This is a genomic window from Salinivibrio sp. IB643, assembly GCF_001996105.1.
Taxonomy (GTDB): domain Bacteria; phylum Pseudomonadota; class Gammaproteobacteria; order Enterobacterales; family Vibrionaceae; genus Salinivibrio; species Salinivibrio costicola.
In genome coordinates this window covers 18,664-43,789 of the sequence record NZ_MUFF01000026.1, presented here as the reverse complement: position 1 = coordinate 43,789, position 25,126 = coordinate 18,664, and the positions used below count along the sequence as shown (strand labels likewise).

The following is a 25,126-nucleotide window of genomic DNA, read 5'->3' as shown; positions in this document are numbered from 1 at the left end:
AGATATAATAATCAACATAAAGGTTTTTTATGAAAAAAATATCTAGCTCTTTCTTAACCTTAAGTTTGCTGATGGCATTCGGTTCCGCTAGTCATGCATCTAACCTTAATCAAACCGATCCTGTGGCGGATCTAATTCAGTCATCTACCGCCTATTTCCAACAAGAATGCCACCTGTATGGCCCAGAAAAAGATGTTTCGTCAAACTGTAATTACTACGTCTTAAATCTTGCGAAAGTAAGCATAGATGAAAGAAGTGCGTTGACTTCCGAGCTTTTAGGGTTTGGTGTAGACAGTAAATATGTGCTGGTTACAAAGCCTAACGATATTGACAACCGGGGTATCTATCTTCTTGATGTTCTTGACCCTGAATATATCGCATCCAGCCTGGAAAAAGAGCTCAGTAAGTCAAGTCGGAGTAAACGTTCTGCCTCTCGGAACAGCAGCAATGTAATGGAGCAAATTGTCCACAGACGCTTCAATGTTGAAAGAGAGGGTAAAGGAAATGTCACGCTGAAATACAAAATTCGCTTTTACAGCAAATCCCCTTTCTACGCATCCTCTGGCGATAAAGATAAGCATGTGGAGATCATCCTGGCGGAGGGGGCCGGTGTCGATACGGGATTGGGTTGGAAGGATCACCGCTATTCCTGGAAAAACGGTCGCACCACCAACTATATCTATAGTGAATACTTGGACGCTATCGATGTCGGCATCAAGATTAACGACAGCGAGAACCTCTCTTCCGGGCAGGTTTACCTAGTTGATCTCTTCCCGAGAATGCAGGACCAGGTCGAATCCAACATCGAAAAAGAAACCACGACCAGTATTAGTGTCGGCCTGAGCGATATTCCCAAGCTCCCAATCAAAGAAGTTTCGTATTCTTTTACCGATAAATACAGCATCTCCAATAAGAAGCAGTTTGAGTTGTTCACACAAACTAATCAAGATGGCTACAACATCCAATATGTGAACGCCAAATATGGGTCAGCTATCACCCCTGCTGAAAACGGCTTCTGTCAATTGGGTACCGCTGATGGCTGGTGTTGGGACTATGATGTCGCAGGAGGTCAGCCGTGGGACTTTGATAAGCTGAGGCAAAACAACTCGCTGGCAATCAGTGGCATGCGGCCCGATTTTGTCGCCAAAATTGCAGCAAAAGAAGACACAGACGGCACATCTGACTTCGTGGTCAGCACCACAGTAGACACTCTGGCGCTGTTTGGTCACAATCGCTTCTTAATTGGCAATCGCTACGTATCCGGCCCCCAACTGAGGGAGAACTCCCCCCTCAACCCTAACTGGCACACCGAAACTAACTATGAAAAACTGACATACATTGATCAGTTTACCATAACCGTCGACTGGAACAGCCCCTGGTTCCTGGGGGCTAACGCAGTTACAATTAAATCTAATTACCTAAGTCAGCAAAATGCGCAGTGTCTAACTGTTGTCGGCCACAGCAGCCTGCAGTTTAAAGACTGTGTCGATGGCTCTGCATCTCAGTCGTTTATCTACGACGAGGAGAAGAGATACCGCAGCGTTGCCAATATCAACCAGTGTCTGGACTCCGCAAATGGCCAATTGACACTAAGCTCAGATTGCAGACATGACTTTGCGCCAAACACCCAGACCTGGAACTGGCAGGCGCCAAATGACTTTGCCAATGATGTTCTCTATACCAGAAACTATAATGGGACAATCAATGCGATAGACGCCTCAACCTCAGTGCCTAGGGTGTTTGTTCTCGATAGTTCAGAGGAAAAACCTGCTAGCGTTCTATATACCAGCCGATTTACGGACTTCGGCACGGTTAAACCTTAAAGCCTTAATAGCCGCTTATCGACTGGTAAGCGGCTGCATAATTTTGTCTATCATTAAGACAATTCTTATCATTTTAAAAAAACATCACTTTATAATGAAGTTCATGCCCATRTGCATCATGTCGCTTGTATGGCGTTGTTGATCAAATCAGTCACCTAACGCACTAATCCCAATGGGATTACTCCCATCAATCAACTCGGTAACTAACAGGCATACCGAGTCTTATGACTTTGTTCATCACTTTCACGTTGGCCAATGCTTCGTCAACTAGTGCACGATAATCAGGCAGTGTCAGTTGTGGACTGAGTAATTTTTTGATTAGCCAGATTAATTTTTCTATCCATTGCCATTAAGTGCCTTTAGGAAACGTGCAGGGGTGCCGCCGTAAAGATTGTCAGGCGGCACGTCGTGCTTAACTACCGTATTGGCGGCGATGACGCTGCGTGCCCCGATAGTGACTCCTTGACRGATCACCACATTACCGCCAATCCACACATCGTCTTCTACCACAATGGGTTGGCACCATGTCTCCCATGCGCGGCGGCTTTGATAGTCGAGGGAGTGGGTCGGAGTGTAGAACTGCGTATTGGGGCCAATCAGCACATGGTTGCCAATCTTAATCGGTGCACCATCCAGCATAGTGACATTCATGTTGATTAAGGTGTTGCTGCCAACCTCAATGGTCTCGCCAAACTCACAATGGAACGGAGGTTGAATGACCGAACCTTCGCCGATGGTACGTAATAACGTGGTAAGCAGTTGCTTTCTTGTCGTCGTATCTAGGCTTTGATTGAATGCTAATAAGGTTCGTGTGGCATGGTCTCGCCTGATATCAATGGATCCATCGCTGTCATCAAACACAAGTCCTTGGCACATCTTTTCCCATTCGGTCATTATTTATCTCCTTATCAACCCCAAAACGACGGATGTTGCAGTTCTAGGTGATGTAAAAAAGCGCCACCTAGGGTAGCGCTTGATAATATTATCGTTATTTAGTTACTTAGTGTCTATTGAAAGTAAACACGAACATCGGTTTGGCTCCGGCTGCCGTCACCAGCGAGTAGCAAGTACAAATGTTGCTGGTTGCGTAAGTCAACCTCAATATATTGATTGCTGCCGGGTCTTTCAGAGGCTGCCTGATTTTTCGCTTGCGTTGGCCAATACTCTTCAGCCGCAAACACGTTCAAATCACCTGCATCACCGTCTGCCATGACCCATACTTGGGCTTTGGTCACGCCTTCAGGTACATTGGCATACAGATAACGACGTTGATAAACGCTAATACTATTGGGGCTGTCGACGTTGAGCAGAGTCGGACGTAAATCATCGGTGCCAGTCGGTGTTTCAGGCTCGGGATCAGGTGTTGGCTCTGGTTCGCCTTGCCCTCTCGCCGTAACGTTGACGGTGACATCCTTAAAGTCCCCGCGCCCTGTAATACTCAAGGTATACCGCCCTGGCTCGACATCGTTTAGAGTCACGGTTTCATTACTGGTTTGATTGAACTCTGTGGCGTCAAAGTCATAATAGTGCGCCTGGCGGTCTTTGGCGACGTAGAGATCAGCATTGCCTTGGCCCGCGATGCTAAAGGTAAGCGCTGTGGCGGCACGTTTCAGGTCGATCTGATAGAGATGTTCACTGTATGCCTGTCCGCTAATAGTGACGGTTTGTCCTAGGGACAGAGTTGTAACGTCTGGGTGCTCAGGTTCAGGTTGTGGCTCAGGATCTGGATCTGGGCGAGGAGGTTCACCGCCATCCGAACTATCCAGCGTCGTCAGCCATTGCGAAAATGCGGGGCCATACTGTGCACCATACTCTTTGACTAAGCTTGCCCATTGTTCAAATTGTCCAGTTCGTCCGGCTGAGAGTAACGCATCTACAGCTTCTGGGTGCTTTTCAAACAAGAAGCGTACGGCCAAATATCCCCACCGATACACACGATTAGCATCATGTTGGTAGGTGGTAGCAAATACGTCACTGAGTGAATAACCGCCTTCTTTGCCTAAGTCAATTGCCGCAGAATAGTCATCGCCATGAGCCATGTATTCAGCAAAGCCTTCCAGCCACCACACGGTATGACCATGACGCAGCACGTCGTTGAAGTCGCCGTACAGGTTAAAGCGGCCATCAAGATAATGAACATACTCGTGTTCGAGGTTCCAAATGGAGAGCGATTTACCATCGTCATTGCGGTAGGCAATAAAGCGAGCTTGGTTGTCAGGGCTTGCGGGGTCGCCCTCTAAGTACTGGCCGCCGTTATTGGTCGAATTTCCAAACAAGAACGATGAATAGGTTCTATAGTCCGACGGGTTATCAAATACCACCACTTCAACACTGTCGTTTAGATCATCAGCCACCGCTTGATAACCGGAGCGAACGGTTTGATGAAACGCGTTTTCTTTTTGATGCAAGCTTTCACAGGCTTGTTGAGACTGCGCTTGTGTCATGCTTTGTGAGCGGATCACGGCAGGACCATCACATTGATAACGATAGGGAACGATTTTGGTGGCTAACGTCGATTTGGCATTGGTGAGGCCTAATTCTTGGATTTTATCAGGAGCAAACGCGTCGACCATTTCAACCAGTCCGACCCAAACGGCATCATTGGTGCCACCCAGAGGAAAACGAGGCAGAAGATCACGGTAGTGAGTCAGAACTCTCTCACGGATACTTGGCTGAGGTGCCATGAGTAACCGGCCCATCTCACGAACCGTATTCGACACCAATAAAGCACCGTATTCACTTTGTGATAACTCAGGGTTATCAATGACAAACTGGTAGAGACGATCGACCAAAGACAAGTCAGCTGCAAGCATATCGTAGAAGGCTTGATTGGATTGATGGCCTGCCATAGCGACAAATAGATTATTCAACGCGTTAACATAGCCGCGCTCTTGTAAGCGCGATTGATTCAGGCTTTCCAGCAGTTGTAGTTGTAGGTTAAAGGTTTGTGGTAATTGCTTAATGCTATCGGCCATCAACGTCAGGCCATGTAATGCATCGGTTTGCGCACGGCCATCTTCAGTTGCAAAAGGGGATTGTAGAAACTGGACGATGGTATCCGCCAATGCTTTATCGAGCTTATCAGAATAATCCGCTTGGTCTGTGTCACCATAAAAGCGGACGTAATAAGCTGCGCGAATATATTCACTGAGGTTGGTGATTTGGCGTGCTTGCGTTGCTTGGCCTTGATATTGCGAGACGGTTTGCTCTAGTCGCTGAGCGACTTTGCGGACAAAGACTTCTTGGTAAACGGAATCATAACGGCTTGATTGGGTATCGTACCAGCTTGTAAAGCAGCTGCGATCTGCATTCGCAATCACTTGGATAGGGCTAGCACTGGCTGCTAAATCGGCGACCTCGCATGACTCGCTAGCCCATGCACTGGTGCTACTTAGCGCGACAAGCGCGATAAGTGCCGAAAGAGGCTTGGGACGGGAAGGAAATTTATAAGACATTTCAAGCTCCTAGTTTAATTTGGGCGGAGCTTTTATAACGATTTTCTCGATATTTTTGGCGAATTAAGCCAAAATATTAGGCATTAGTTCCACTTTCTTTTTCTTATCAGCTACTTATTCATCATTACGTTTCTTTTTCACGCAGGTGTAACTTGGCAATACGTTTGGTCACGGTATAGACGCGCTTGAGCGATTCGGTCCACTCCATTTCAATACTAAACAGTTGAAGACGATTGGGGTTATGCTCGACCAAACGCTCTGCTTGATGAGCCAGTACTTTATCCAATAGCGCGTTAAGGGTACGTTTGGTGTTTAGTACCCGCTTAGCCCGTTGCGTATCCCCACGTCGAATCGCATTCACGCTATCAAGTAACGCATGCGCCACCTTATCTTGGATTTCATCAAGCGTTGATTGCATTTCAGGGCTGATGCTAATCTCCGCATGAAGTGATTTATCCATGATGGGAACTAAGGTGTCTTCAATCAGATCAGCAATGCTTTCGAGTTGGTCGGTCACACTGATCAGCATGATTTGACGATCACTTTGTGCCTGTGACAGGGGCTCTTTACGCAGTCGTCCTAAGTAAAACAAAATATGCCCATGTAGAATATCTACTTGTTGTTCTAGAGTCTCTATTTTCCCCAGCGCCTCCACGGCAGCGCTTTGTTCTTGCTGCGTGGCCAGTTTTGAGGTTAGAGGCGGTAGGGCATTCATCATGTTACAAACTCTACGCCCAACGCGACCTATCTCAAGCTGCGCCTGGTCCATAGCAATGTCTGGCGTCATCAATAGTTCTTTCGACAAGTATTTTGGTGCGACAATCGGCCGTTTGCTGATCGTTGGTTTAGGCGTTTTTGGTATGATTTTTTTTGCCAGCCAAACAAATCCTCCCACGAATGGCAGCATAATAAGCGTATTCACGACGTTAAATAACGTATTCGCATTCGCTATTTGACGCGGGAGCTCAGCTCCTAATCGTTCAACGCCGGTTAAATCAGGGTGAATCGGCGAAAGCGCGACACTCCAATCACTGAGCGTGCTGATCATTGGCAACCAAATGAATACGCCAATAATGTTAAAGAGAATATGAACACTGGCGGTTTGCTTGGCTTCGCGAGATTTACCGATGGCGGCCAATAATGCGGTGACGCACGTCCCGACGTTAGCCCCCATGGCAAGTGCGATCCCACTTTCCAACGAAATAAAGCCTTGTCCCGCTAATACGATCACAATCCCGGTGGTGGCCGAAGAGGACTGTACTAATGCAGTAAACAAGGCTGCAAGCAAGATAGCGAGGAAGGGGTTTCGCATTTGGGCCATGGCATCAATAAATGGCTGATAGCCGCGCAGGGGGGACATCGCCTCACTCATTATATTCATCCCCGTAAAGATAAGACCCAAGCCAAACAGCATCTTGCCGTATTGCTTGGTTTTATCGGCCTTGGCGGTAAATTGAATAAAAAAGCCAATAGCGACCATCAGATACGCGGCTTGGGTGATTTTAAAGGCCACAATTTGGGCCGTTACCGTGGTGCCAATATTGGCCCCCATGATCACGCCTGTTGCTTGTGTCAGCGACATCAAACCTGCAGAAATAAAGCCGATTAATAGCACTGTGGTGACAGAAGAAGACTGAATGGTTGCGGTCATACCGGCCCCAGTGAATACACCAGCCACCCGGTTAGTCGTTAGTCGCGCTAACAAAGATTTGAGTCGACTCCCTGCGGCATTTTTAAGTGCATTGGACATCTTATCCATGCCGTATAAAAACAGAGCAAGACCTCCGAGCAGCCCCATGACCATGGTCGGGTAATGAATCGACGATGTGTTGACCTTAGCGGCCCAGACAGCGGTAGGGATGAGGAGAAGGATCAGCGCGAGGTGRTGCCAGCGTCCGATTGTGAGAAATACCTTTTTTTGCATCCAGTCTATCCATAACTTAATTGTTATCAATAATTATTAACATAGGTGTAATAAATCAGTAACGCGAGAGATAGGTACCATTATCGGCGAGAATCGCGCGGGGATCACAATATGCCATCGCTTCACTGGCAAGGGATGGGGCGCATGATTAGTCACTCATAAATGAAGCGGCCGGCATGATGCCAGCCGCCATGGAAACTAGCCTTGGCAACGACCTTAGTCGCGCTAAAACTATTATTTGGACATAGAATCAATGTCTAATTATTTTGTGATACTCGAAGAGTCTCTGATGCTGATATGCCGCGCTGATCAGCTCGGGCTAAGATATTCGTGGTGTAGTTACCTTTACTGGTAACCGTGACATAAATATCTTTTCCTTGAACTTGACCAAAGGCACAGTACTCAGCGTTGCCTGAATTGGTTGAACGACAGTCATGATCATTCACGCTTGCCGGGCGACCGATAGCGGTATATAAATCGACATCGCCTTCTCCCCGATAGGTTTGTAGCCAAACCGTACCGCGTGGTGCGGATCGAACCACAAACTGCTGTGCGCTTCCCGTTGTGCCTTGAATTTGTACGGGCTGCTCTAAAGTGAGTTGTCTAAGCTGCGGCTCTGGTTGTGGTTCGGGCTCTGGTTGTGGTTCGGGCTCTGGTGTCGGTGTGTCGTCACCTTGGCAGGTTTGTATCTGGATACCGACTGCTAAAAAGGCCTGACTTACTGCACCCGCTGCATAATTATGATCTTTTGCTGCTTCGCAAACACCCTCAGCGCCTTGTTTGAAGTTCGAGTAGGGGCGCCAGTACAGTTGATTAGCGGTTGCAAATGCGCGGAAGGCTTTTTCGATATTCCACTGATCGCTGGTGGCTAAATGATAAAAAGCTTTGTTGTAAATACCTGAGCTTAAGTGAACATCAATGCCGTGATAGTAAAGACCAACGTGGCCAATGGAGTGACCATCTTTATTGGGGGTAATGAAATAACGCATAGCGTCGCCATGCTTCATCACATCTTCACCCATTTTCCAGTTAAACTCGCCGAATACATACTGGCCTAGCGCCGCGGCAGCGATATCTGAAAAGGCTTCATTCATGCCACCCGACATTCCGCGATACTCTAAGCCAGAATTTTGCTCAGTAAAACCATGACTGACTTCATGCGCGATCACGTCCCAGGTAGTAAGTGGGTACAATCCGCTATTTCCATCACCAAATGTCATCTGGCGACCATCCCAAAACGCATTGCCGTAGTCTTTACCATAGTGAACACGCATAGTGAGCTTTTGGCGAATAGGACGAACATCTAACCAATCTTGATACATATTGAAAACTTGCTGGCCAAAGTACTGCGCATCATTCATCGGGGCATAGGCGCCGTTGACTTGGCGATAGGTATTTTGAGGGCAATTAAATTGATGAACTTGTCCGCCCCATTCACGGTTGTTCATATTAATGGTTTTCACCTCGGGGCTGTCCATTTGGCAGCGACTATTTACCTGAAAGCCACCGAGCTGCGTGTTCGGGCCAAAGTTAAATTGACCACTTTTTTGGTTCCCTCCTGGGCCACCCGCTTCTAGGTGAGTAATGCCTTCCCAGCTATCTAAAACAGTGCCGGATTTCGCATCGATAATTTTGATCGGGCGTGAGGGGTGGCCGTTATCGTTGGTTAAGTAGTCAACTTTATACACTAGGCGCGCAGTTTGCTGCTCATCAAGCCAAATCAACAACTGTGTGTTCGCATCTGGTTGCTTAAATTGCGGCGCATTTGGGTTAGATTCGCCCTGTGCAATGGCAATGGCCTGTTGCTGATTCAACATCGGCAGCGTGCTGCCAATATCAGACTCAATATCGGTGACGACCTCGCCTTTTACATCCGGCGCAAAATTGCGTGCCGATGTGTTCTCAACCACCGAGTAACCATAAACAGGAATACCGTAATGAAGTTGTTGTTTGCGAACCAGAGATTTGTCACCAATGTTAAGGCGAGATTGCTCTTGGTAACTTAATGGAGAGCTATTCACCATGGTACTGCGAGATTGCTCAGGAGCGAGCGCCTTGCGCAAATCAATGCTGGTCGCATCGACAATATTGGCGGCATAAGAGGGCAACGCAAGTGGAATAAGTAAGGCAAGTAACGTTATACGCATAATATCCTCGTTAGATAGAAAAGATCTTGGTTACTATCCACAGCCACTGCTAGAGTAAAATGTGATTGGGGTCATAGTGTCGATCCGGTTCAAAAACTGTCTAGAAAAATGGTACTCCGCTTCCATTTTTCTGTTGGTTTTTCGGCGGCGCTGGATAACGTAATAAAAACAAAGGAGTGATGCTGTGTATCGCCGAGGATGGCTGACTTTGATGTTGATAGGATGTTTATGGACCTTTCCGGCCGAGGCGAGCGATAAGTCGTGGCAATCGCCTGCTTATATCCTTGACGCTTTTTACCGAATAGCAATGAAAAGCGAATATATTGAAGGGGAGCGGGGCATCCGAAAGTGGCAAGCGCCGATTCGGTATCATATTACCCATCCAATCAGTAGCAGTGAGCTACATGATAATTTAGTGGCGTACCATCTTAGTCATTTGCAATCTATTACTGGTGTAGCCTTTACCCCAACCGATAGGCCTGAACGCGCCAATCTATCGATCGTATTTACTAATCATGCCCGTTTTTTAGACGATGCACGCAAACAGTTTGCGACGGACGATGTCTCGCCATTAGAGAACGCGACATGTGCTGCTAACATTAAAGTGGATAGACACGGGGTAATTCAGTATGCGGCGGTAGTGATCCCCGTCGATCTCGCCCGATCAAAAGGTAAGCTGGTGGCGTGCGTGGTGGAAGAGTTGACGCAAGTCATGGGGTTACCCAATGACGATAACCGAGTTTACCCGTCTATTTTTAACGATCAGAGCTCGCTGCAGTTGCTGACTGGACTCGATAGCCTACTGCTGCAGCTGTTATATCTCAATGTCGTAAAACCAGGGCAAAACTGGGAAACCACCCAGGCAATTATTCGGCCCGTGATCATGAAGTGGGCGCAAGATGGCACCATTAATAACGCCCATCGAGCAGTAAAAACCGGAAAACTCTATCCGCTACTCGGGTGGTAGCCTGGCTGAAGATGCCAACGTGTTGATGATTGGTCTGCCCAATAACAAAAATTGTTGAGAGTGATTTAGACATTTCGCCAACTTAGACGACACTTAAAGGGTGGATTGATACTGTCATAACGATTTGGGGAGGCGACATGGAGTCGATCACAGTCAAAGATTATATGAACAAACGACCGGTTACATTCTCGCAGGACATGCCGTTGTCTAGAGCGCTCGAAAAGTTACTTCGTAGCCAGCAAACGGGAGGCCCAGTCATTGATGCAAATAAACGTTTGGTGGGCTTTATATCCGAGCAAGATATGTTGCAGCAGTTGTTACGAGACAGCTACCACTGTCAAGACTCACACACCGTCTCAGATTGCATGACGCCCAACGCGTTAGCGGTGGAATCAGAAGACAGTATCATTAAACTGGCCGAAATGATGACACCGACCAAACCTAAACTGTATCCGGTCGTCGATGAAGGTAGATTAGTTGGGATCATCACGCGCCGTGACATACTGCGCGCCATTGGGATGCAGATGGGCGAATGTTTAACCCATCCTGTGTGACCACAGTACGATACGCACGCACCCTACTGAGCCGTCAGTAGGGTGGTTGGATTGAGCATCCCCTCTCGTTTTTCGTCTGTTTTTTTATTGGCGCACTCTGCTGTTATTCTGCTTTTTAATATTGATATTTCAGTAACTAAGACGATGCTCATGATAGATCGTGCGATTTTTGGTGCCAGATTTAAGGTTTTCTGCTATTGTGCTGCCTATTGGCAAGCTGGTGGCCTGCCGTGCGGATACAGAGGTTAGCCCCTGTCATGCAGTGAATACGATAAGCAGGATGCGGGAATATCGTGGTTGTGGAGGCCAGCATTGACTTTACGACAATATCAAATGAGGTAGAAACAAAAGTTAAATTGGACGATCAGGGAGGACGAGGTGAGAGAAACAAAGAGGTTATATGTATCAACTCAATTCAATTGGTGCACTAGAATCATTCTTGATTGCTATTGCTGTACTTTTTTTAGGCCATTTTGTTAATTCAAAAATTCCTATATTACGCAAGTTTAACATTCCCGAACCTATTGTCGGGGGGTTAATCATTGCTTCTTTGATATCAGTTTTACATTATAAAGGTATCAACTTTGAATTTGATCTACCGTTGAAAAACACMTTTATGCTGATGTTTTTTGCCACCGTTGGCTTGGCCGCTAATTATAAACAGTTAGTAGCAGGAGGCTTAAAAGTTTTCTGGTTTTTAGCGATCGCGTCTGTCTATATTATCATTCAAAATGCGATTGGCGTCAGTTTTGCCTCGCTCCTAGGCCTTGAACCGTTAATGGGCTTAGTCGCCGGTTCAATTACGCTATCAGGTGGTCATGGTACTGGCGCAGCCTGGGCACAAATATTAACAGATGAATATGGGATTCAAAGCACGCTTGAGATCGCAATGGCTTCAGCCACAGTCGGCCTCGTTATCGGCGGGATCATTGGTAGCCCTGTTGCGCAGCGTTTGATTGATAAACACCGACTCGAATCTGAGTATGGACGCGGGACAACCACGCATGATAAATATCCCGAAGTAGTCACATATAATGAAAACGAAGAAGATAAAGTCACTGCTAAAAAAGTGATTGAAGTCCTTTTTACCTTGTTATTGTGCATTACAGGCGCAAGTTATTTATCTGAATGGGTTAATCAGTTTAACATTCAGTGGCTCATGATTCCTGATTTTGTTTATGCGTTATTCTTGGGAGTGGCCATCACCAATACGTTAGAGCTTTTTAATGTACGTAAGCTTGAATCAGAAACGGTTGATATGGTGGGGACGGTCTCTTTGTCTTTATTCCTCGCGATGGCTTTAATGACGCTGGAGTTATGGAACATTCTCGACTTAGCTGTGCCATTTCTGATTATTCTTACAATTCAATCAGTATTGATGGGATTATTTAGCTACTATGTCACCTTTAAGCTAATGGGAAGCGATTATACCAGTGCGGTCATTGCTGGTGGGCACTGTGGTTTTGGCTTGGGGGCGACACCGACGGCAGTCATGAACATGGGCTCGATCGTTAACCGCTTTGGGCCAGCGCCTCAAGCCTTTATGGTCGTTCCTATTGTCGGTGCGTTCTTTATTGACATCGTGAATCTCATTATTCTGCAAGGATATATTTTTGTGATTCAGTAACTCATTGCGGATATGTCGCGGTAATTAGAATTAACGCCCAGCCATTTAAAGGCTGGGCGTTTTTATAGTGATACATCCGTCCTTGACTCTGGAGTGGGCTCCAACCCTTATACTGTCCGTAAATGATAAACACAACGACTAACAAAGGAGTCGATTATGTGTAAACACTGCGGACACCACCATTGTCACCAACCCCATCACCAAACCGTTTCTCAGTCCACAGAGGCGGTGACAAACACATGTCAAGAAACAAGTTGCTGTTCGAGTCATCAAGATGGCGAGGGCAATGCAGATGACGACGATCCTGACAGGCATCGCTTTTCCTCTTCTGTGACCCATGAATGGGCGGTGACGGGAATGGACTGTCCAAGCTGTGCCGCCAAACTAGAGAAGGCGATTCACGCCACACCGGGTGTTGAAAGTGCGACAGTACTGTTTGCGACTGAAAAGTTACGGGTGTCTCTCTCCCACAATGCACCCGCTGATACGCTTGCGGCGATTCAGTACGCGGCCAAAAAAGTGGGCTTTCCACTGCTGGCATTAAATCAACCCGCTATAGAGCCTTCTGGCTGGCAGAAGTGGTGCGATGATGCACTACTGTTTGGATTGATTGGCAGCATGCTCATCGCCTGGGGCCTGCATTATTGGTCTCCCTCACTGTCAGACTGGTTATTTACCGGCGCCACCGTGGTCGGATTAACGCCCATCTTACTCAAAGCGGGCAGGCTGGCACGTCAGGGATCCCCGTTTTCCATTGAAACACTGATGAGTATTGCCGCACTCGGTGCCCTCTACCTAGGAGAAACGACGGAAGCGGCCATGGTGTTGGTACTGTTTCTCATTGGCGAGCGGCTGGAAGGCTATGCCTCGACGCGTGCCCGTGACGGTATTCAATCATTAATGGCGTTAGTGCCAGAAACCGTGACGCGAGTGGGCAAAAACGGTGAACGTGAAGCCGTTGCGGCAAGCACATTAACGCCCGGTGATGTGATTGAGATTAGCGCTGGTGAGCGTTTGCCGGCGGATGGCAAGTTGATGGGAATGGCGGCGAGTTTTGATCAAAGTGCCCTGACGGGAGAGTCGATTCCGGTCGATATTGAAGCGGGCGACACCGTGATGGCAGGCAGTTTAGCCACCGATAAAACGGTGACACTGACGGTGACCTCTGCCCAAGGTGAAAACGCCATTGACCGAATCCTGCATTTGATTGAGCAAGCCGAGTCAAAAAAAGCACCGATTGAACGCTTTATCGATAGATTCAGTCGTTGGTATACCCCGACGATGATTGGCGTAGCCGTGTTAGTGGTTGTCGTTCCCCCCCTCTTTTTTGCTGCCAGTTGGCAAGAGTGGTTATACCGTGGCCTAGCACTATTATTGATTGCATGCCCCTGTGCGCTGGTGATTTCCACACCAGCGGCTATCACCTCGGGCTTGGCCACGGCAGCACGTCGAGGCGCGTTAATTAAAGGGGGAGCGGCGCTAGAAAGCTTGGCAAGTATCAACGCGGTATCCTTTGATAAGACGGGCACACTGACAGAAGGTAAGCCCATGGTCACGGATGTTTGTGTGTGGCAAGGTGAAGAAAGCACGCTGTTGCAACTGGCGACAGCGATCGAACGCGGTAGTCATCATCCATTGGCTAAATCACTCGTGCTCTACAGCACGGAACGCGGTCTTTCTATCCCCGATGCGACAGGGCTTCAAGCCAATGCAGGCCGAGGCGTAGAGGGGACAGTCGACGGCCAGCTTGTTCGGATGGTTGCGCTCGACAAACTTTCGGACGCCACGCTCGAGCGTGCGCAGTATCAACAGGCCAGTCAGATCGCGGCACGCGGAGTCACCGTTGCAGTAGTGATGGTCGATGAGCGCCCTTATGGCATGATTGGCTGGCGTGATAAATTGCGCGAGGATGCACGTGAGGCGATTGAGCAGATCCGCGCGATGGGGATTCATCCTGTGATGCTGACAGGGGATAACCCGACAGCCGCTGCTGAAATTGCCGACGAGTTAGGGATTGATTATCGTGCTGGACTATTACCTGAAGACAAGGTTGCGGCGGTTGAAGCGTTCGCGAGTCAGTATCGGATCGCCATGATTGGCGATGGCATTAATGACGCCCCTGCAATGAAAGCCGCTCAGTTGGGGGTCGCGATGGGCAGTGGGACGGATGTTGCGCTTGAAACCGCCGAGGCAGCATTGAGCCATAATCGTTTAATTGAGCTGCCTCGCGTTCTTCAGCTTGCGCGCGCGACGCAAGCCAATGTGCGGCAAAACATCACGATTGCGCTAGGACTAAAAGGGGTGTTTTTGGTCACCAGTGTGTTAGGGATCACCGGTTTATGGGTGGCTGTCCTGGCAGACAGTGGGGCGACAGCGTTGGTGACAATGAATGCGTTACGCCTGTTGCGTGATTAGGGCCAAAAATGAGGACACCCTCTGTCTGCTTTTGCCTTTATAAAGTGATTTTGATCTCTAAATCCTGAAATCTGTAAGAGGTGATCGTGCAATATGTCGATTATGGTCACATAAAAAGGAGCAGATTTGAGTATCCTAAACACATAATCAATAACGAGTTCAGGCCTACCTCGGTAGGCCTTACATTATTTTAAATGCTGATGATAGCATCCAGCGAGGAGACTGATTATGTCTGATACCCCTGTATTCCACCTTGGCGTCACAAAAGCCGATTTACAAGGCGCAACCACTGCCATCATTCCTGGTGATCCTGCTCGCGTTGAAAAAATCGCGAACTTGATGGAAAACCCAACGTTTCTCGCCTCACAGCGTGAATATACCTTGTACCTCGGTTGGCTAGATGGCAAATCCGTGGTGGTTTGCTCAACCGGCATTGGTGGACCGTCAACGTCTATTGCGGTAGAAGAATTGGCGCAATTAGGCGTAAATACCTTCTTGCGTGTTGGTACTACAGGCGCTATCCAGCCTGACATTAACGTCGGTGATATGATCGTGACCACCGGCTCTGTACGTCTTGACGGTGCCAGTACTCACTTTGCACCGATGGAATTCCCAGCGGTGCCTGATTTTGATGTTGCGACCGCGATGAAAGCCGCCGTTGATGAAGATGGTGCTACCGTACATACAGGGGTGACCGCATCAAGTGATACCTTCTACCCAGGCCAAGAGCGTTATGACACCTTTAGCGGTCGCGTTGTGCGTCGTTTCCAAGGCTCAATGCAAGAATGGCAAGAGATGGGTGTGTTGAACTTTGAGATGGAATCGGCCACTTTGCTGACCATGTGTGCCAGCTCAGGCTTACGTGCTGGTTGTGTCGCGGGTGTGATTATCAACCGTACGCAAAAAGAAATCCCAGATCACGCGACCTTAAAAGAAACGGAAGCACGTTCGATCAAAGTGGTGGTGGAAGCGGCCCGTAAGCTACTATAAGCTAGCGCAGTATCGTTATCCTTGAACGCGGTGCCCTGATGAGCACCGCGTTTTTATTGTTGTTTATTGCCGACAAGGTTGTCGAACGTGTCGTATCGCCTTGCGTAAGCGATTAACTTGTTCTTACTTCGATAGTACCGCCAGCCGCAATAAACCAATCGTAAAGATGGGTGCGTAAGTTGGCCAGCTGGTCAGGGCCGATCAACGCTAAACCTAGATCCGTACCCCGTGTAATATCGTGATGACGTAATGGTCTAAAGCTGACCAGCATCGCACGTGCTTGCAAGCCACCCAGTAAATCGCGCAAAGACTCTAATTTATACAGGGTGTCATCACCGTCGCTAGACATGCCTTTTGTCTTGCACTCAATGATATGAAGCTTATTGTTAACCACCATGGCGACATCCAATTCATTGCGGACTTCTCGCTCGCCAATTTGGCGATAAACCTGCATAGAAAGCGCACTGTCTTGGATGGTCGGTAATTCTTTTTGGATAGAAGTGACCGTGTGGTGCACGTAGCTTTCCAGCCATTCTCCGTTGGCAAAACGTCGGGCTTCCTCACAGCTAAAAGTGAGCACACCATTTTCGTAGCGCGCTAATCCGGCATCCGATAAATCGTCGAGCAGCATCCCAAGTTCGCGATAGCCTTGCTGTTTTTCGCTCAATGCAACATCCAGGCACTGTTCTTTTCGGCAAGTGGTCGCTAAGTAATTTAAGGTGGCTAAACCTGGGCCTAATTCATACGCATTGCTCGCCCATTTTTCTCCTAGCCGATAAATATCATTGGTAAGACAGCCGGTTTCCTCTTCATCGTGATCTGCGCAACGGGCACCAAAAATCGTCATGTACTCGGTCAAACTAATATGATCTTCGACCTGTTGCTGTGGAAGACCGTCGGGGTAGAGCCAGCATAATTCGTCGCTGTAGGGCTCTATCACATAACAGGGCCAGTGGTAAGTTCTAAACACTTCGTAAGCAGACAATAATTGGTGGCGTAGGCCACAGCTCGCATTAAAAAGAATGTCTTCAGAAGATTGGGTGAGCTGTTCGGCAAGACGCTTTACTTGGCTTTTGACTTCTCGGATATTGATATCATCCGAGATTTCAAAAAACTCCGTTTCAATGCCTTTCGGGGCTAACACACGAGTGAGTCGCTCAAACTCGAGATCTTGTTCAAGCGTACCAATCAATACCAACTTACTGACAGGCAATTGTTGATGTAAAACCGGGGTAACGAGTCGGACTGGATCCGAATCAATGATTCCTACATGAATAGCCATAAATGCTCCAGGCGGGCTATGCGGCGACAACAAGCCGCTAAATGATAAGTATAGTTGCCAGACTCAACAGATGACATGGATCTAATATCCGTCTTCAACGTCAGGCTTTCAACCGTAGATCGCGTAAATAAGTGTAATTTGACAGAGTGCTGACCTTGAGGCGTCAGTGTCAGTGWTTTAACCGCAAGCCCAGCCAACGACGGCTCGATAGCTGGGCACGTGCGTGTGAGGAGGCGCTAAGTCCGGCTTTGTTTGAGTGCTTGCTGACGCAATGTCGTAGTGAGCATATTTAACTCAGGGATCATACGCTGAATTAATGTTAACTGTTGCAGCACCATGCTTAACGGTGTGTTATCGATCCTATCATGAGCGGCGACGTTAGGCTCTGGGGTGTCGTGATACACAACGTCTGGGTGAGTGTCTGCCAGGTCGCCGGAGAGGGTTTTATCACCGGTTGATGCCACTTGAGTGGGTTGCTCGGTCGGCAGCTCGCGCCGGAGTCGTTCGGTTAACGCATTGAGTGATTGGTGAATGTCACGATGCAGTTGCGCCACTTTCTGATGATTAACCTCATCGTCCATGCGACGGCGGTGAGCCCCAAGCGCAGAAATATAGCTCAACATCGCATTGTTCAAACACAAAAACCGGAACGTCTCTTCAATGTTGGTGCGATAGCGTCCGGGCTCGACCAACATGTTACTGATGGCGGTGGTGAGCTCGGCATCGGCATTGTGTGCATGGCGACGTGCGATTCGGTAGGCGAGATTATCGCGTTTACCGACACGATATTGTGCGATCACATGGGCAAGGTAATCACGATTGGCTTGTAACGCCTCGGTCATGATCCCACGCAACCGGTGCGCTTGCCAATCGGGAAGCACGTAACGAACGGCGGCGACAGCAATCAGGCAGCCGATCACGGTATCTCCCAGCCGTGGCAAGATAACCGCAAAGCCCTGACCAAATTGGCTAAAGCACATGAGTACCAGCAGGGTGATAAACAGAGTTGCGAGCGTATACTGCACGGTACGGAAAGCGAAAAAGAGTACTCCCGTAATCACCATTAACGATAATTGGCTGCTCGGATCGGGGAATAAATACAAAACGGGTACACCCAACAGCAAACCACCTACGGTCCCTAGGATCCGTTCTTTGAGTTTGTTTCGCGTCGCCGAGTAGTTCGTCTGACAAACGAATTGAATCGTCATTAAGATCCAAAACCCATGTTCAAGCGATAGCCCTTGAATCACCCCGTAGCCGGCGAGTAGTGACAAAGATAGGCGCACCGCATGGCGAAAACGTAGCGATTTGAGTGTCATCTGACGACGGATCCGATACACCATTTCGCCCAGAGAGCGCGCATCGGGATCGGCCAGTTCACTTTCTTGTGTGCCATCATTGGCAGCTAAATTACTAAGGCTCGCCAACTGCTCCTCAACGGTCTCTAGGTTTTTATAGAGAAAATCGAGCTGATGAAGTAAGGCCATGCGCGAGGCATCTTGGTTTTGTTCAGCCAATAAATATTGCATCGATTGCTGGATGGCTAGTAACGCTTGCTGACCCGCTTTTGGGTGCTGGTAGCGCGCCCCGATCGATAACGCTTGTGCAACATCGCGACAGGCGCTGGCCTGGGCATTGAGCAAGGCCTCAAAGCGAAACAAGATATCAGAATGGAAAAACTGCGCGGCAAGATCTTGATAACGATAGTGCGAAGAGCTGACACGTTCATGGATATCTTGGGCAATAAAATAGGTTTGCAGCAACGCTTGATGCCGTTTAGTCAATCGCCCCCGTCGTGCACGGGCCAGCAAAGATGCTTTGGCTTGGTTGAGTGCGGCGACGACTTGGGCATTTTGGTTAGCCGCGGCGATGCGGGTCGGCTGGGGGACCAATTCTGTCACAGGGTGAAATAGGTTCGATTTGGTTTCCATATAGGTCGCGGTTTGGCGAAATACCGCCGCGAGCCGATGCTGTACCGGACGATGAGGCCAGATGACAATCCATATCAACGACAAAAGGCCATACCAGACTGCCCCTGATAGCAACATCATCGGCTGTAACCACATGTCACTGCCTTGCTCCATGCCCAGCATGGTATAGACCGCCAACAGTAACGACGCAAACGCAATGGTGCCATAGCGTTCACCAATGGCCCCTAACATGATAAAACCAAAACTCGACACAGTGAGGCCGAAAGCAAATAACCATGGCGTGTCATATAAGAGCTCGACGGAAAACGCCGCCACAGCAAAACAGACCAAGGTGACACCAAGTGCGCGTACTCGGCCCCAAAAATGATCGTCCACTTCTGCCAGTGCCGAGGCGATGACGCCAAGGACGAGCGGGGTGACAATATCGGTACGTCCAGCATAACTGGCATACAAGGCAACGCCCATCAGCGCAATCAGCACACGAAGGCTGTCATTAATCCGGTGATTGGCCCAATACTCACGCAATGTGAGTGGCACGGTGGGAAAACGTGGCAGAGAAAAAGACATAAATAAACGTTATCGGCCAACAATGCTGGCAAGATACCAGAAACGGCCCGAGAAACTAACCCTGAATGCGTCTTTAAGCACCGCTTTTATCGTTTGGTTGCGGTAGGTCAATTCCTTAAGAGAATCGACGCTGAGAACAGGCTTTGTGGGCGAGTGAATTGATTTATAGGGTGGTGAGCAGTAGCATGCCAAGCATCTTTTAAAGGCGCGCCTATCCCTCATTGGCTGACTAACGTATTGATATGAAACTCTCTGCAAATCGCTGGGCACAATGGCTTGTTTACGGCGATCATTATAGTTTACAGCTAGAAAATGATGGCTTACTGCTCGAATCTCGCCACCATCGTCAATATATTCCCTTTTCTGCCTGGGATGGACAGCTCACCATTTCGCGTGGGCTACTCTGGGGAACCATCTCGTTGACTGGCTTCACAGAGCAAGGAGATGCTTATCCATTTGATGTGTTTGGCCTGCCTTGGCGACGTGCTAAACAGGCCAGTAAAGCCATTCACGCGCGTTATCAAGCTTATATCGCACGCTATCAAAAACAGTTAGCGCTCATTCGACCGAGCTTGCTGGCTGACTATGAGGCGCTGGTGAACGCGCCAGGATACGTGCGCATGGCGCAATTACGCACTGTCCAGCAAACGTTATTGGATACGCTAGAAAGCGAGGAGATCCCAGCTGCTTTCCTTTCCCAGTTAGATGAAGGCGTCGCCACCACGTTGACGCCGGTGTTGCAAGGTGATGCCCATTGGCTGAAAACCCGTAACCAGCAATGGCAAGCGGCGATGCTCAACCAGTGGCAAACCTGGTTTGATCAGATTGAATCGTCACCACTGAATCCGGCGCAGCGTGAGGCTGTGCTTACCGATGAATCTCATACCTTGGTGGTGGCGGGGCCCGGTAGCGGCAAAACCAGCGTACTGGTGGCACGGGCTGCCTACTTAATTGAAAGTGGGCAAGCCAAGCCTGAGCAGCTTTTATTGCTTGCCTTTGGCCGTGATGCTGCGACAGAGCTTAAAACTCGGATCAAGAGCAAAACCGGCCATGAGGTGAATGTCACCACTTTTCATGGCTTTGCCCGCCAGCAACTTGCTGAGCACCAAGGGCAGGCGCCTATCATTTCCTCGCTGGCCAGTGATGAGACCGCCAAAGCCGCCTGGCTGACTCAAGCACTCGCCGAGCAGTGGCAGCAGCCCAACACACATAAAGTATGGGAAAAACTGCATCACCAGCACGCACTGCCGATTGATGATCAGGCCGAGCTCACCGCGTGTGCCCATGAACGTCGGTTGCACAGCTGGGTTTGGTCGCGTCTCTCTCGGGTGATCCAAGCCAATACCACCAAGCGTGCGCTGACCGATAAACTGGCAAGCTTTGAGGAGCAGATCGGGTTAAAAAACGAACTGGCGGTGATTTGGCCGTTGTATCAAGCCTATAAACAAGCACTAAAAGCGGATAACGCTGTTGATTTTGAAGGACTGATCGCAAAAGCGACCAAATTGTTCCAACAGCGAAAATTCGCCACGCCCATCCAGTTTGTGATGGTCGATGAATACCAAGACATTTCGCCGGCACGATTGGCGATGCTCGAGGCCTTGTGTCACGGCAAAACGGACAGTGAAATCTTAACGCCACGCGCCTCGTTATATGCCGTCGGCGATGATTGGCAAGCCATTTATCGTTTTGCCGGTGCCGATGTCAGTTTAACCACGGATTTTGCTCAGCGCTTTGGAGACAGTGAAATTTGCTGGCTGACCACCTGTTATCGCTATCCAGCAGCGTTGGGGGATATTGCGCAGCAGTTTATTTGCCAAAACCCCAAACAGCTCACTAAGCAATTGGATTACGCGCGCGACAAAGCATCGGCGAAAATGCCCAAAGCGATTAAAGTGATCACTGACGATAAGTTAGAAAAGACACTGGCAAGCCTTGCCAAAAAGCATACCAAAACGACGCAACCCGCGACTGTGATGCTGATTGGTCGCACCCACTCTCGATGCCCTAACGATCTAGAAACTTGGCAGAAAACGTATCCCTCACTGGTCCTTCGCTATACCACCGCACACGCCAGCAAGGGGCAAGAAGCCCACTATGTGTTTATTCTCGGCATGGATGAGGGAGTGTTTCCGGCCAAGCAACGCTCGCTGTCACTCGATGAGGCCTTATTAGGGAAAAATGAAGAGCCAATTGAACACGCGGAAGAACGGCGATTATTTTATGTCGCCCTGACGCGCGCACAAAAACAAGTGTGGCTAGTACATCAAAAAGGCCATGCATCGCCCTTTTTATTGGAAGTTAAGGCGTCTCTTAATTAAATGTGGTCGCGTTATTGATCATACGCTATTAGGCATGCACAGAGGCTGTCAGCCCAAAAGATAACGGTCTACCCTTACTATACGCCGTTTAACGGTTTTGGTGATCAAGAGGAGTTAAAGCATATGATGGCAAAAAGTGCAGCGCTGATTGGAATGGTGATGGTTATTATGGCGTCGCCAGCAAGTGCTCATGGCAATAAACATGAGATGGGCAGCGGTCAGCCTGGAGAGCCAGCACAGGTGAGTCGAACTATTACTGTCGATATGTACGATAACTATTATGATCCGGAGAAGTTGGCAGTGGAGCCCGGAGAGACTGTAAAGTTTGTTGTAGAAAACAAAGGCCAGCTTGTCCATGAATTCAACATTGGTACGCCTGCGATGCATCAAGCCCATCAAAAAGAAATGATGACGATGATGAGCCAAGGCGTGCTGGAGGGAAGTCAAATCAACCACCACAAAATGAAAATGAGTGGTATGACCCATGAAGACCCTAACAGCGTCCTGTTAGAGCCGGGACAAAGCAAAACTATCATTTGGACGTTTAACAACAATAGAAATATTGAATTTGCTTGCAATGTCCCGGGGCACTACCAGGCCGGAATGCATGGAGACGTCAGCTTTAAATAACACATCACTTTATAATCGCCCATCCAAATAAGCTTGGTAATCAGGAATTTGGATATCGACATCTTGCCCGAATAGCGGCGACGTGATCATAAAGCGGGCGGTTGAGCGGTTGGTGGCAATCGGAATATTCCATACGGAACCGACGCGCAGCAGCGCTTTAACATCTGGATCGTGTGGGACCGCATTGAGGGGATCCCAGAAGAAAATCATCACATCGATTTTTTGTTCAGAAATCATCGCCCCGAGTTGCTGATCCCCGCCCATCGGGCCGCTCATCAAAGGTGTTATTTTTAGCCCCGTTTCTCTTGCAAGGATGTGGCCCGTGGTGCCGGTGGCATAAAGCGCGTGCTGGCTCAGTATTTCTTTATTTTCTTTTACCCAGTCGCTCAGGGCATCTTTATAGTGATCATGTGCCACTAACGCGACGTGTTTGCGTGCAAGCATGGTGCGAGACGTTTGTTTCATAATCGATTCCATCTAAAACAAGGCGATTAACGTCAAACTACGAATGAACAGTGTATTAAAGCCTACGCCAATCTTGCATCGAATTATAGCGTACACCTGACAAACGCCGAACATAGGCTGTTAGAGTTATCACATTATCAATAAAAACTCTCCAAGCACATGAAATGAAGTCTGTTTTTACAGCCAGTTGTTAATCAAGCACGCAAAAGTGGCGCGACAGTCCATCGAAGTGACAACAAAAAGGCTACAGTTAACTAACCAGGCAAGGGAAGCGCCTCGTTATACAGGAGAGTTTATGAGCAAGGAGTACGCGTATGTGGGTGACACTGGATTTTGAAGCATCCGGTTTGTCGTTAATGTCTTACCCGATTGAGGTAGGATACGTATTGCCAAATGGCGATAGTCAAAGTTTTTTAATTGATCCCTCCACCGCCAGTGGCCATTGGCACCACTGGGACCACGAAGCTGAATCCCGTATTCATGGTATTTCGCAAAAGACATTAGCCACAGAAGGCACCAGTGTATTGGCAGTATGTCAGCACCTTAACCAAACGCTCGCACCGTTTGAGCATGTATTGTGCGACAGCCAGTGGGACCTATTTTGGATGGGGCGGCTCTATAAAGCCTGCTATATGCGTCCTTCATTTACGTTAATGGAGGTAAACCAGTGGCTAAAAAAGCACAGTGATCTCGACCGACGTGATTTTAGTCGCGAAATGAAAGCATTGGGACCCGCCCCCCATCGTGCCGTCGAAGATGCATTACAAATTCGTCGTGCCCTTGAGAGCCTGTTAATATAGTCGGCTTTTCAGCGCACGAGTAGGCTATCATGACAGCACTATCAACCCTGAGGTTTGCGCAATTTAACCTGTCTTTGGCAGGGCGCAAGGCTGGCGACATTAAATCGCAGATGCAGGCACCAACGCCGAGTCGGCAAATTAAAAACCTCGCGGCCACCTTACAGCGCGTGCGACCTGATGTGGTGGTGCTGTGTGAATTTGATCACCCAGGCGATGGTGGCGATGATGGTGCACTGGCCGCATTTTGTGAGCGCCACTTAGCTAAATCGCAAGACGGCGACCCCCCGATTGATTATCCGTATCGCTATTTGCCTGCCACCAACACGGGTTTAAAACTCACGGTGCCGGTCAGCGCGCATCCACGTTTAACGGATGCTCAGCAGTGTCATGGCTTTGGCGACTATCATGGTCAGTTTGGCTTTGTGATCATATCGCGTTACCCCATTGAAGACACCGCGATTTGCACTTGGCAACACTTTGCGTGGCATCAGCTGCCTCACCATCAAATTCCGTCTGACTACTACACCGAAGCGGCGAAAAAAAAGCTACGTTTAGCTTCGAAAAACCTGGTCTCTGTGCCGATCAGTATCGGAGAGCAGCAGATACGCTTGGTAGTGTGTCACCCCACACCGCCGGTGTTTGATGGGCCTGAAAAGCGTAATTGGCGACGCAACAGTGATGAGCTCCACCAGCTCGTCGGGCTATTGGATAATGCCGACTGGCTGGAGGACGACAAGGGCGCTCACGGCGGGCTTTCTCCTGAGACACCGTTTGTGGTGATCGGCGATTTAAATGCGGACCCGAGCTACGGCGATGGGGATAAACAAGCTATTGGTGCCTTGCTTAACCATCCGCGTGTGCATCCCGAGGTTGCTGTCGGCACGCTGGTGCCAAAAAGTGACGCGGCACAGTTTCATGCGTTTCGCTTTATCAATAGTAAAGGGCGGGCAATTGCTACCCATAACGGTGGGTTGCGCCTCGATTATGTCTTGCCTTCGCGTGAGCTTACGGTGTTAGCCTCCGGCGTATTTTGGCCTGCGCCTAATGATGCCGACTACCCACTGATTTGTGATAAAAACGGCCAAGAACACGCGCGTGCCCACTCGGATCACCGCCTTGTTTGGGTCGATGTGGCGCTCAATTAGCGAGGCTGCGAGTCTAGCGCTACGCCTTCACGTTGACACGCAAAAGAAGAATTTGCCACGTGATATAATCAATTGTAAGAGTG

General features: G+C 48.8%; 17 protein-coding genes and 1 pseudogene. 10 read left to right on the top strand and 8 right to left on the bottom strand.

Features of this window, described 5'->3' with window-relative positions:
• Positions 1-29: 29 nt before the first annotated feature.
• Positions 30-1,823: an RICIN domain-containing protein gene (locus tag BZG77_RS11445; protein ID WP_077647323.1), complete on the top strand. Its 1,794-nt coding sequence runs from the start codon at positions 30-32 to the stop codon at positions 1,821-1,823.
• A gap of 187 nt (positions 1,824-2,010) precedes the next feature.
• Here the strand turns inward: BZG77_RS11445 and BZG77_RS15045 are convergent.
• The 5 genes and pseudogenes from BZG77_RS15045 to BZG77_RS11425 all read right to left on the bottom strand — a co-directional run.
• Positions 2,011-2,139 (bottom strand): annotated as a pseudogene (locus BZG77_RS15045) (IS5/IS1182 family transposase); the annotation flags it as partial.
• A gap of 20 nt (positions 2,140-2,159) precedes the next feature.
• On the bottom strand, positions 2,160-2,717 hold the full coding sequence (locus BZG77_RS11440) for a sugar O-acetyltransferase (protein WP_077647322.1): 558 nt from the start codon (positions 2,715-2,717) through the stop codon (positions 2,160-2,162).
• Positions 2,718-2,830: 113 nt separating this feature from the next.
• Complete coding sequence (locus tag BZG77_RS11435) at positions 2,831-5,278, bottom strand: M9 family metallopeptidase (protein ID WP_077647321.1); 2,448 nt, start codon at positions 5,276-5,278, stop codon at positions 2,831-2,833.
• 124 nt (positions 5,279-5,402) lie between these two features.
• Entirely contained in the window at positions 5,403-7,202 is a 1,800-nt protein-coding gene (locus BZG77_RS11430; RefSeq protein WP_241844147.1) for a Na/Pi cotransporter family protein, read from the bottom strand.
• Positions 7,203-7,459: 257 nt separating this feature from the next.
• A complete protein-coding gene (locus BZG77_RS11425) occupies positions 7,460-9,349 on the bottom strand; it encodes a M4 family metallopeptidase (RefSeq protein ID WP_077647320.1) in 1,890 nt (629 codons plus the stop codon).
• Between the two features lie 211 nt (positions 9,350-9,560).
• On the opposite strand from BZG77_RS11425, the gene BZG77_RS11420 reads away from it, so the two are divergent.
• The 5 genes from BZG77_RS11420 to udp all read left to right on the top strand — a co-directional run bounded on the left by BZG77_RS11420 (position 9,561) and on the right by udp (position 15,902).
• Complete coding sequence (locus BZG77_RS11420) at positions 9,561-10,316, top strand: DUF2927 domain-containing protein (protein ID WP_077647319.1); 756 nt, start codon at positions 9,561-9,563, stop codon at positions 10,314-10,316.
• Positions 10,317-10,453: 137 nt separating this feature from the next.
• The gene (locus BZG77_RS11415; RefSeq protein ID WP_077647318.1) at positions 10,454-10,870 is read left to right on the top strand and encodes a CBS domain-containing protein; all 417 of its coding nucleotides are present in this window, start codon (positions 10,454-10,456) and stop codon (positions 10,868-10,870) included.
• 400 nt (positions 10,871-11,270) lie between these two features.
• Positions 11,271-12,497 carry a sodium/glutamate symporter gene (gene gltS, locus BZG77_RS11410; RefSeq protein ID WP_077647317.1) on the top strand — a complete coding sequence of 409 codons (1,227 nt, stop codon included), beginning with the start codon at positions 11,271-11,273 and terminating at the stop codon, positions 12,495-12,497.
• Between the two features lie 156 nt (positions 12,498-12,653).
• Positions 12,654-14,912, top strand: coding sequence for a zinc/cadmium/mercury/lead-transporting ATPase (locus tag BZG77_RS11405; protein WP_077647316.1), 2,259 nt, complete (start codon positions 12,654-12,656; stop codon positions 14,910-14,912).
• A 228-nt stretch (positions 14,913-15,140) separates the two neighbouring features.
• Complete coding sequence (gene udp / locus BZG77_RS11400) at positions 15,141-15,902, top strand: uridine phosphorylase (RefSeq protein WP_077461078.1); 762 nt, start codon at positions 15,141-15,143, stop codon at positions 15,900-15,902.
• A 112-nt stretch (positions 15,903-16,014) separates the two neighbouring features.
• Here udp and BZG77_RS11395 read toward each other — a convergent pair whose 3' ends face one another.
• Both BZG77_RS11395 and yccS read right to left on the bottom strand, forming a co-directional pair.
• A complete protein-coding gene (locus BZG77_RS11395; RefSeq protein WP_077647315.1) occupies positions 16,015-17,184 on the bottom strand; it encodes a Card1-like endonuclease domain-containing protein in 1,170 nt (389 codons plus the stop codon).
• A 236-nt stretch (positions 17,185-17,420) separates the two neighbouring features.
• On the bottom strand, positions 17,421-19,682 hold the full coding sequence (yccS, locus tag BZG77_RS11390; protein ID WP_077647314.1) for a YccS family putative transporter: 2,262 nt from the start codon (positions 19,680-19,682) through the stop codon (positions 17,421-17,423).
• 242 nt (positions 19,683-19,924) lie between these two features.
• Here yccS and helD point away from each other — a divergent pair, with 242 nt between their 5' ends.
• Both helD and BZG77_RS11380 read left to right on the top strand, forming a co-directional pair.
• Positions 19,925-22,003 carry a DNA helicase IV gene (gene helD / locus BZG77_RS11385; RefSeq protein WP_077647313.1) on the top strand — a complete coding sequence of 693 codons (2,079 nt, stop codon included), beginning with the start codon at positions 19,925-19,927 and terminating at the stop codon, positions 22,001-22,003.
• A 123-nt stretch (positions 22,004-22,126) separates the two neighbouring features.
• Complete coding sequence (locus BZG77_RS11380; protein ID WP_077647312.1) at positions 22,127-22,633, top strand: cupredoxin domain-containing protein; 507 nt, start codon at positions 22,127-22,129, stop codon at positions 22,631-22,633.
• Positions 22,634-22,642: 9 nt separating this feature from the next.
• Here BZG77_RS11380 and BZG77_RS11375 read toward each other — a convergent pair whose 3' ends face one another.
• A complete protein-coding gene (locus BZG77_RS11375; protein ID WP_077647311.1) occupies positions 22,643-23,098 on the bottom strand; it encodes a methylglyoxal synthase in 456 nt (151 codons plus the stop codon).
• Between the two features lie 314 nt (positions 23,099-23,412).
• Here BZG77_RS11375 and BZG77_RS11370 point away from each other — a divergent pair, with 314 nt between their 5' ends.
• Positions 23,413-23,898 carry a hypothetical protein gene (locus BZG77_RS11370; RefSeq protein ID WP_077647310.1) on the top strand — a complete coding sequence of 162 codons (486 nt, stop codon included), beginning with the start codon at positions 23,413-23,415 and terminating at the stop codon, positions 23,896-23,898.
• 29 nt (positions 23,899-23,927) lie between these two features.
• Positions 23,928-25,043 carry an endonuclease/exonuclease/phosphatase family protein gene (locus BZG77_RS11365; RefSeq protein WP_108743984.1) on the top strand — a complete coding sequence of 372 codons (1,116 nt, stop codon included), beginning with the start codon at positions 23,928-23,930 and terminating at the stop codon, positions 25,041-25,043.
• Positions 25,044-25,126 lie beyond the last annotated feature (83 nt).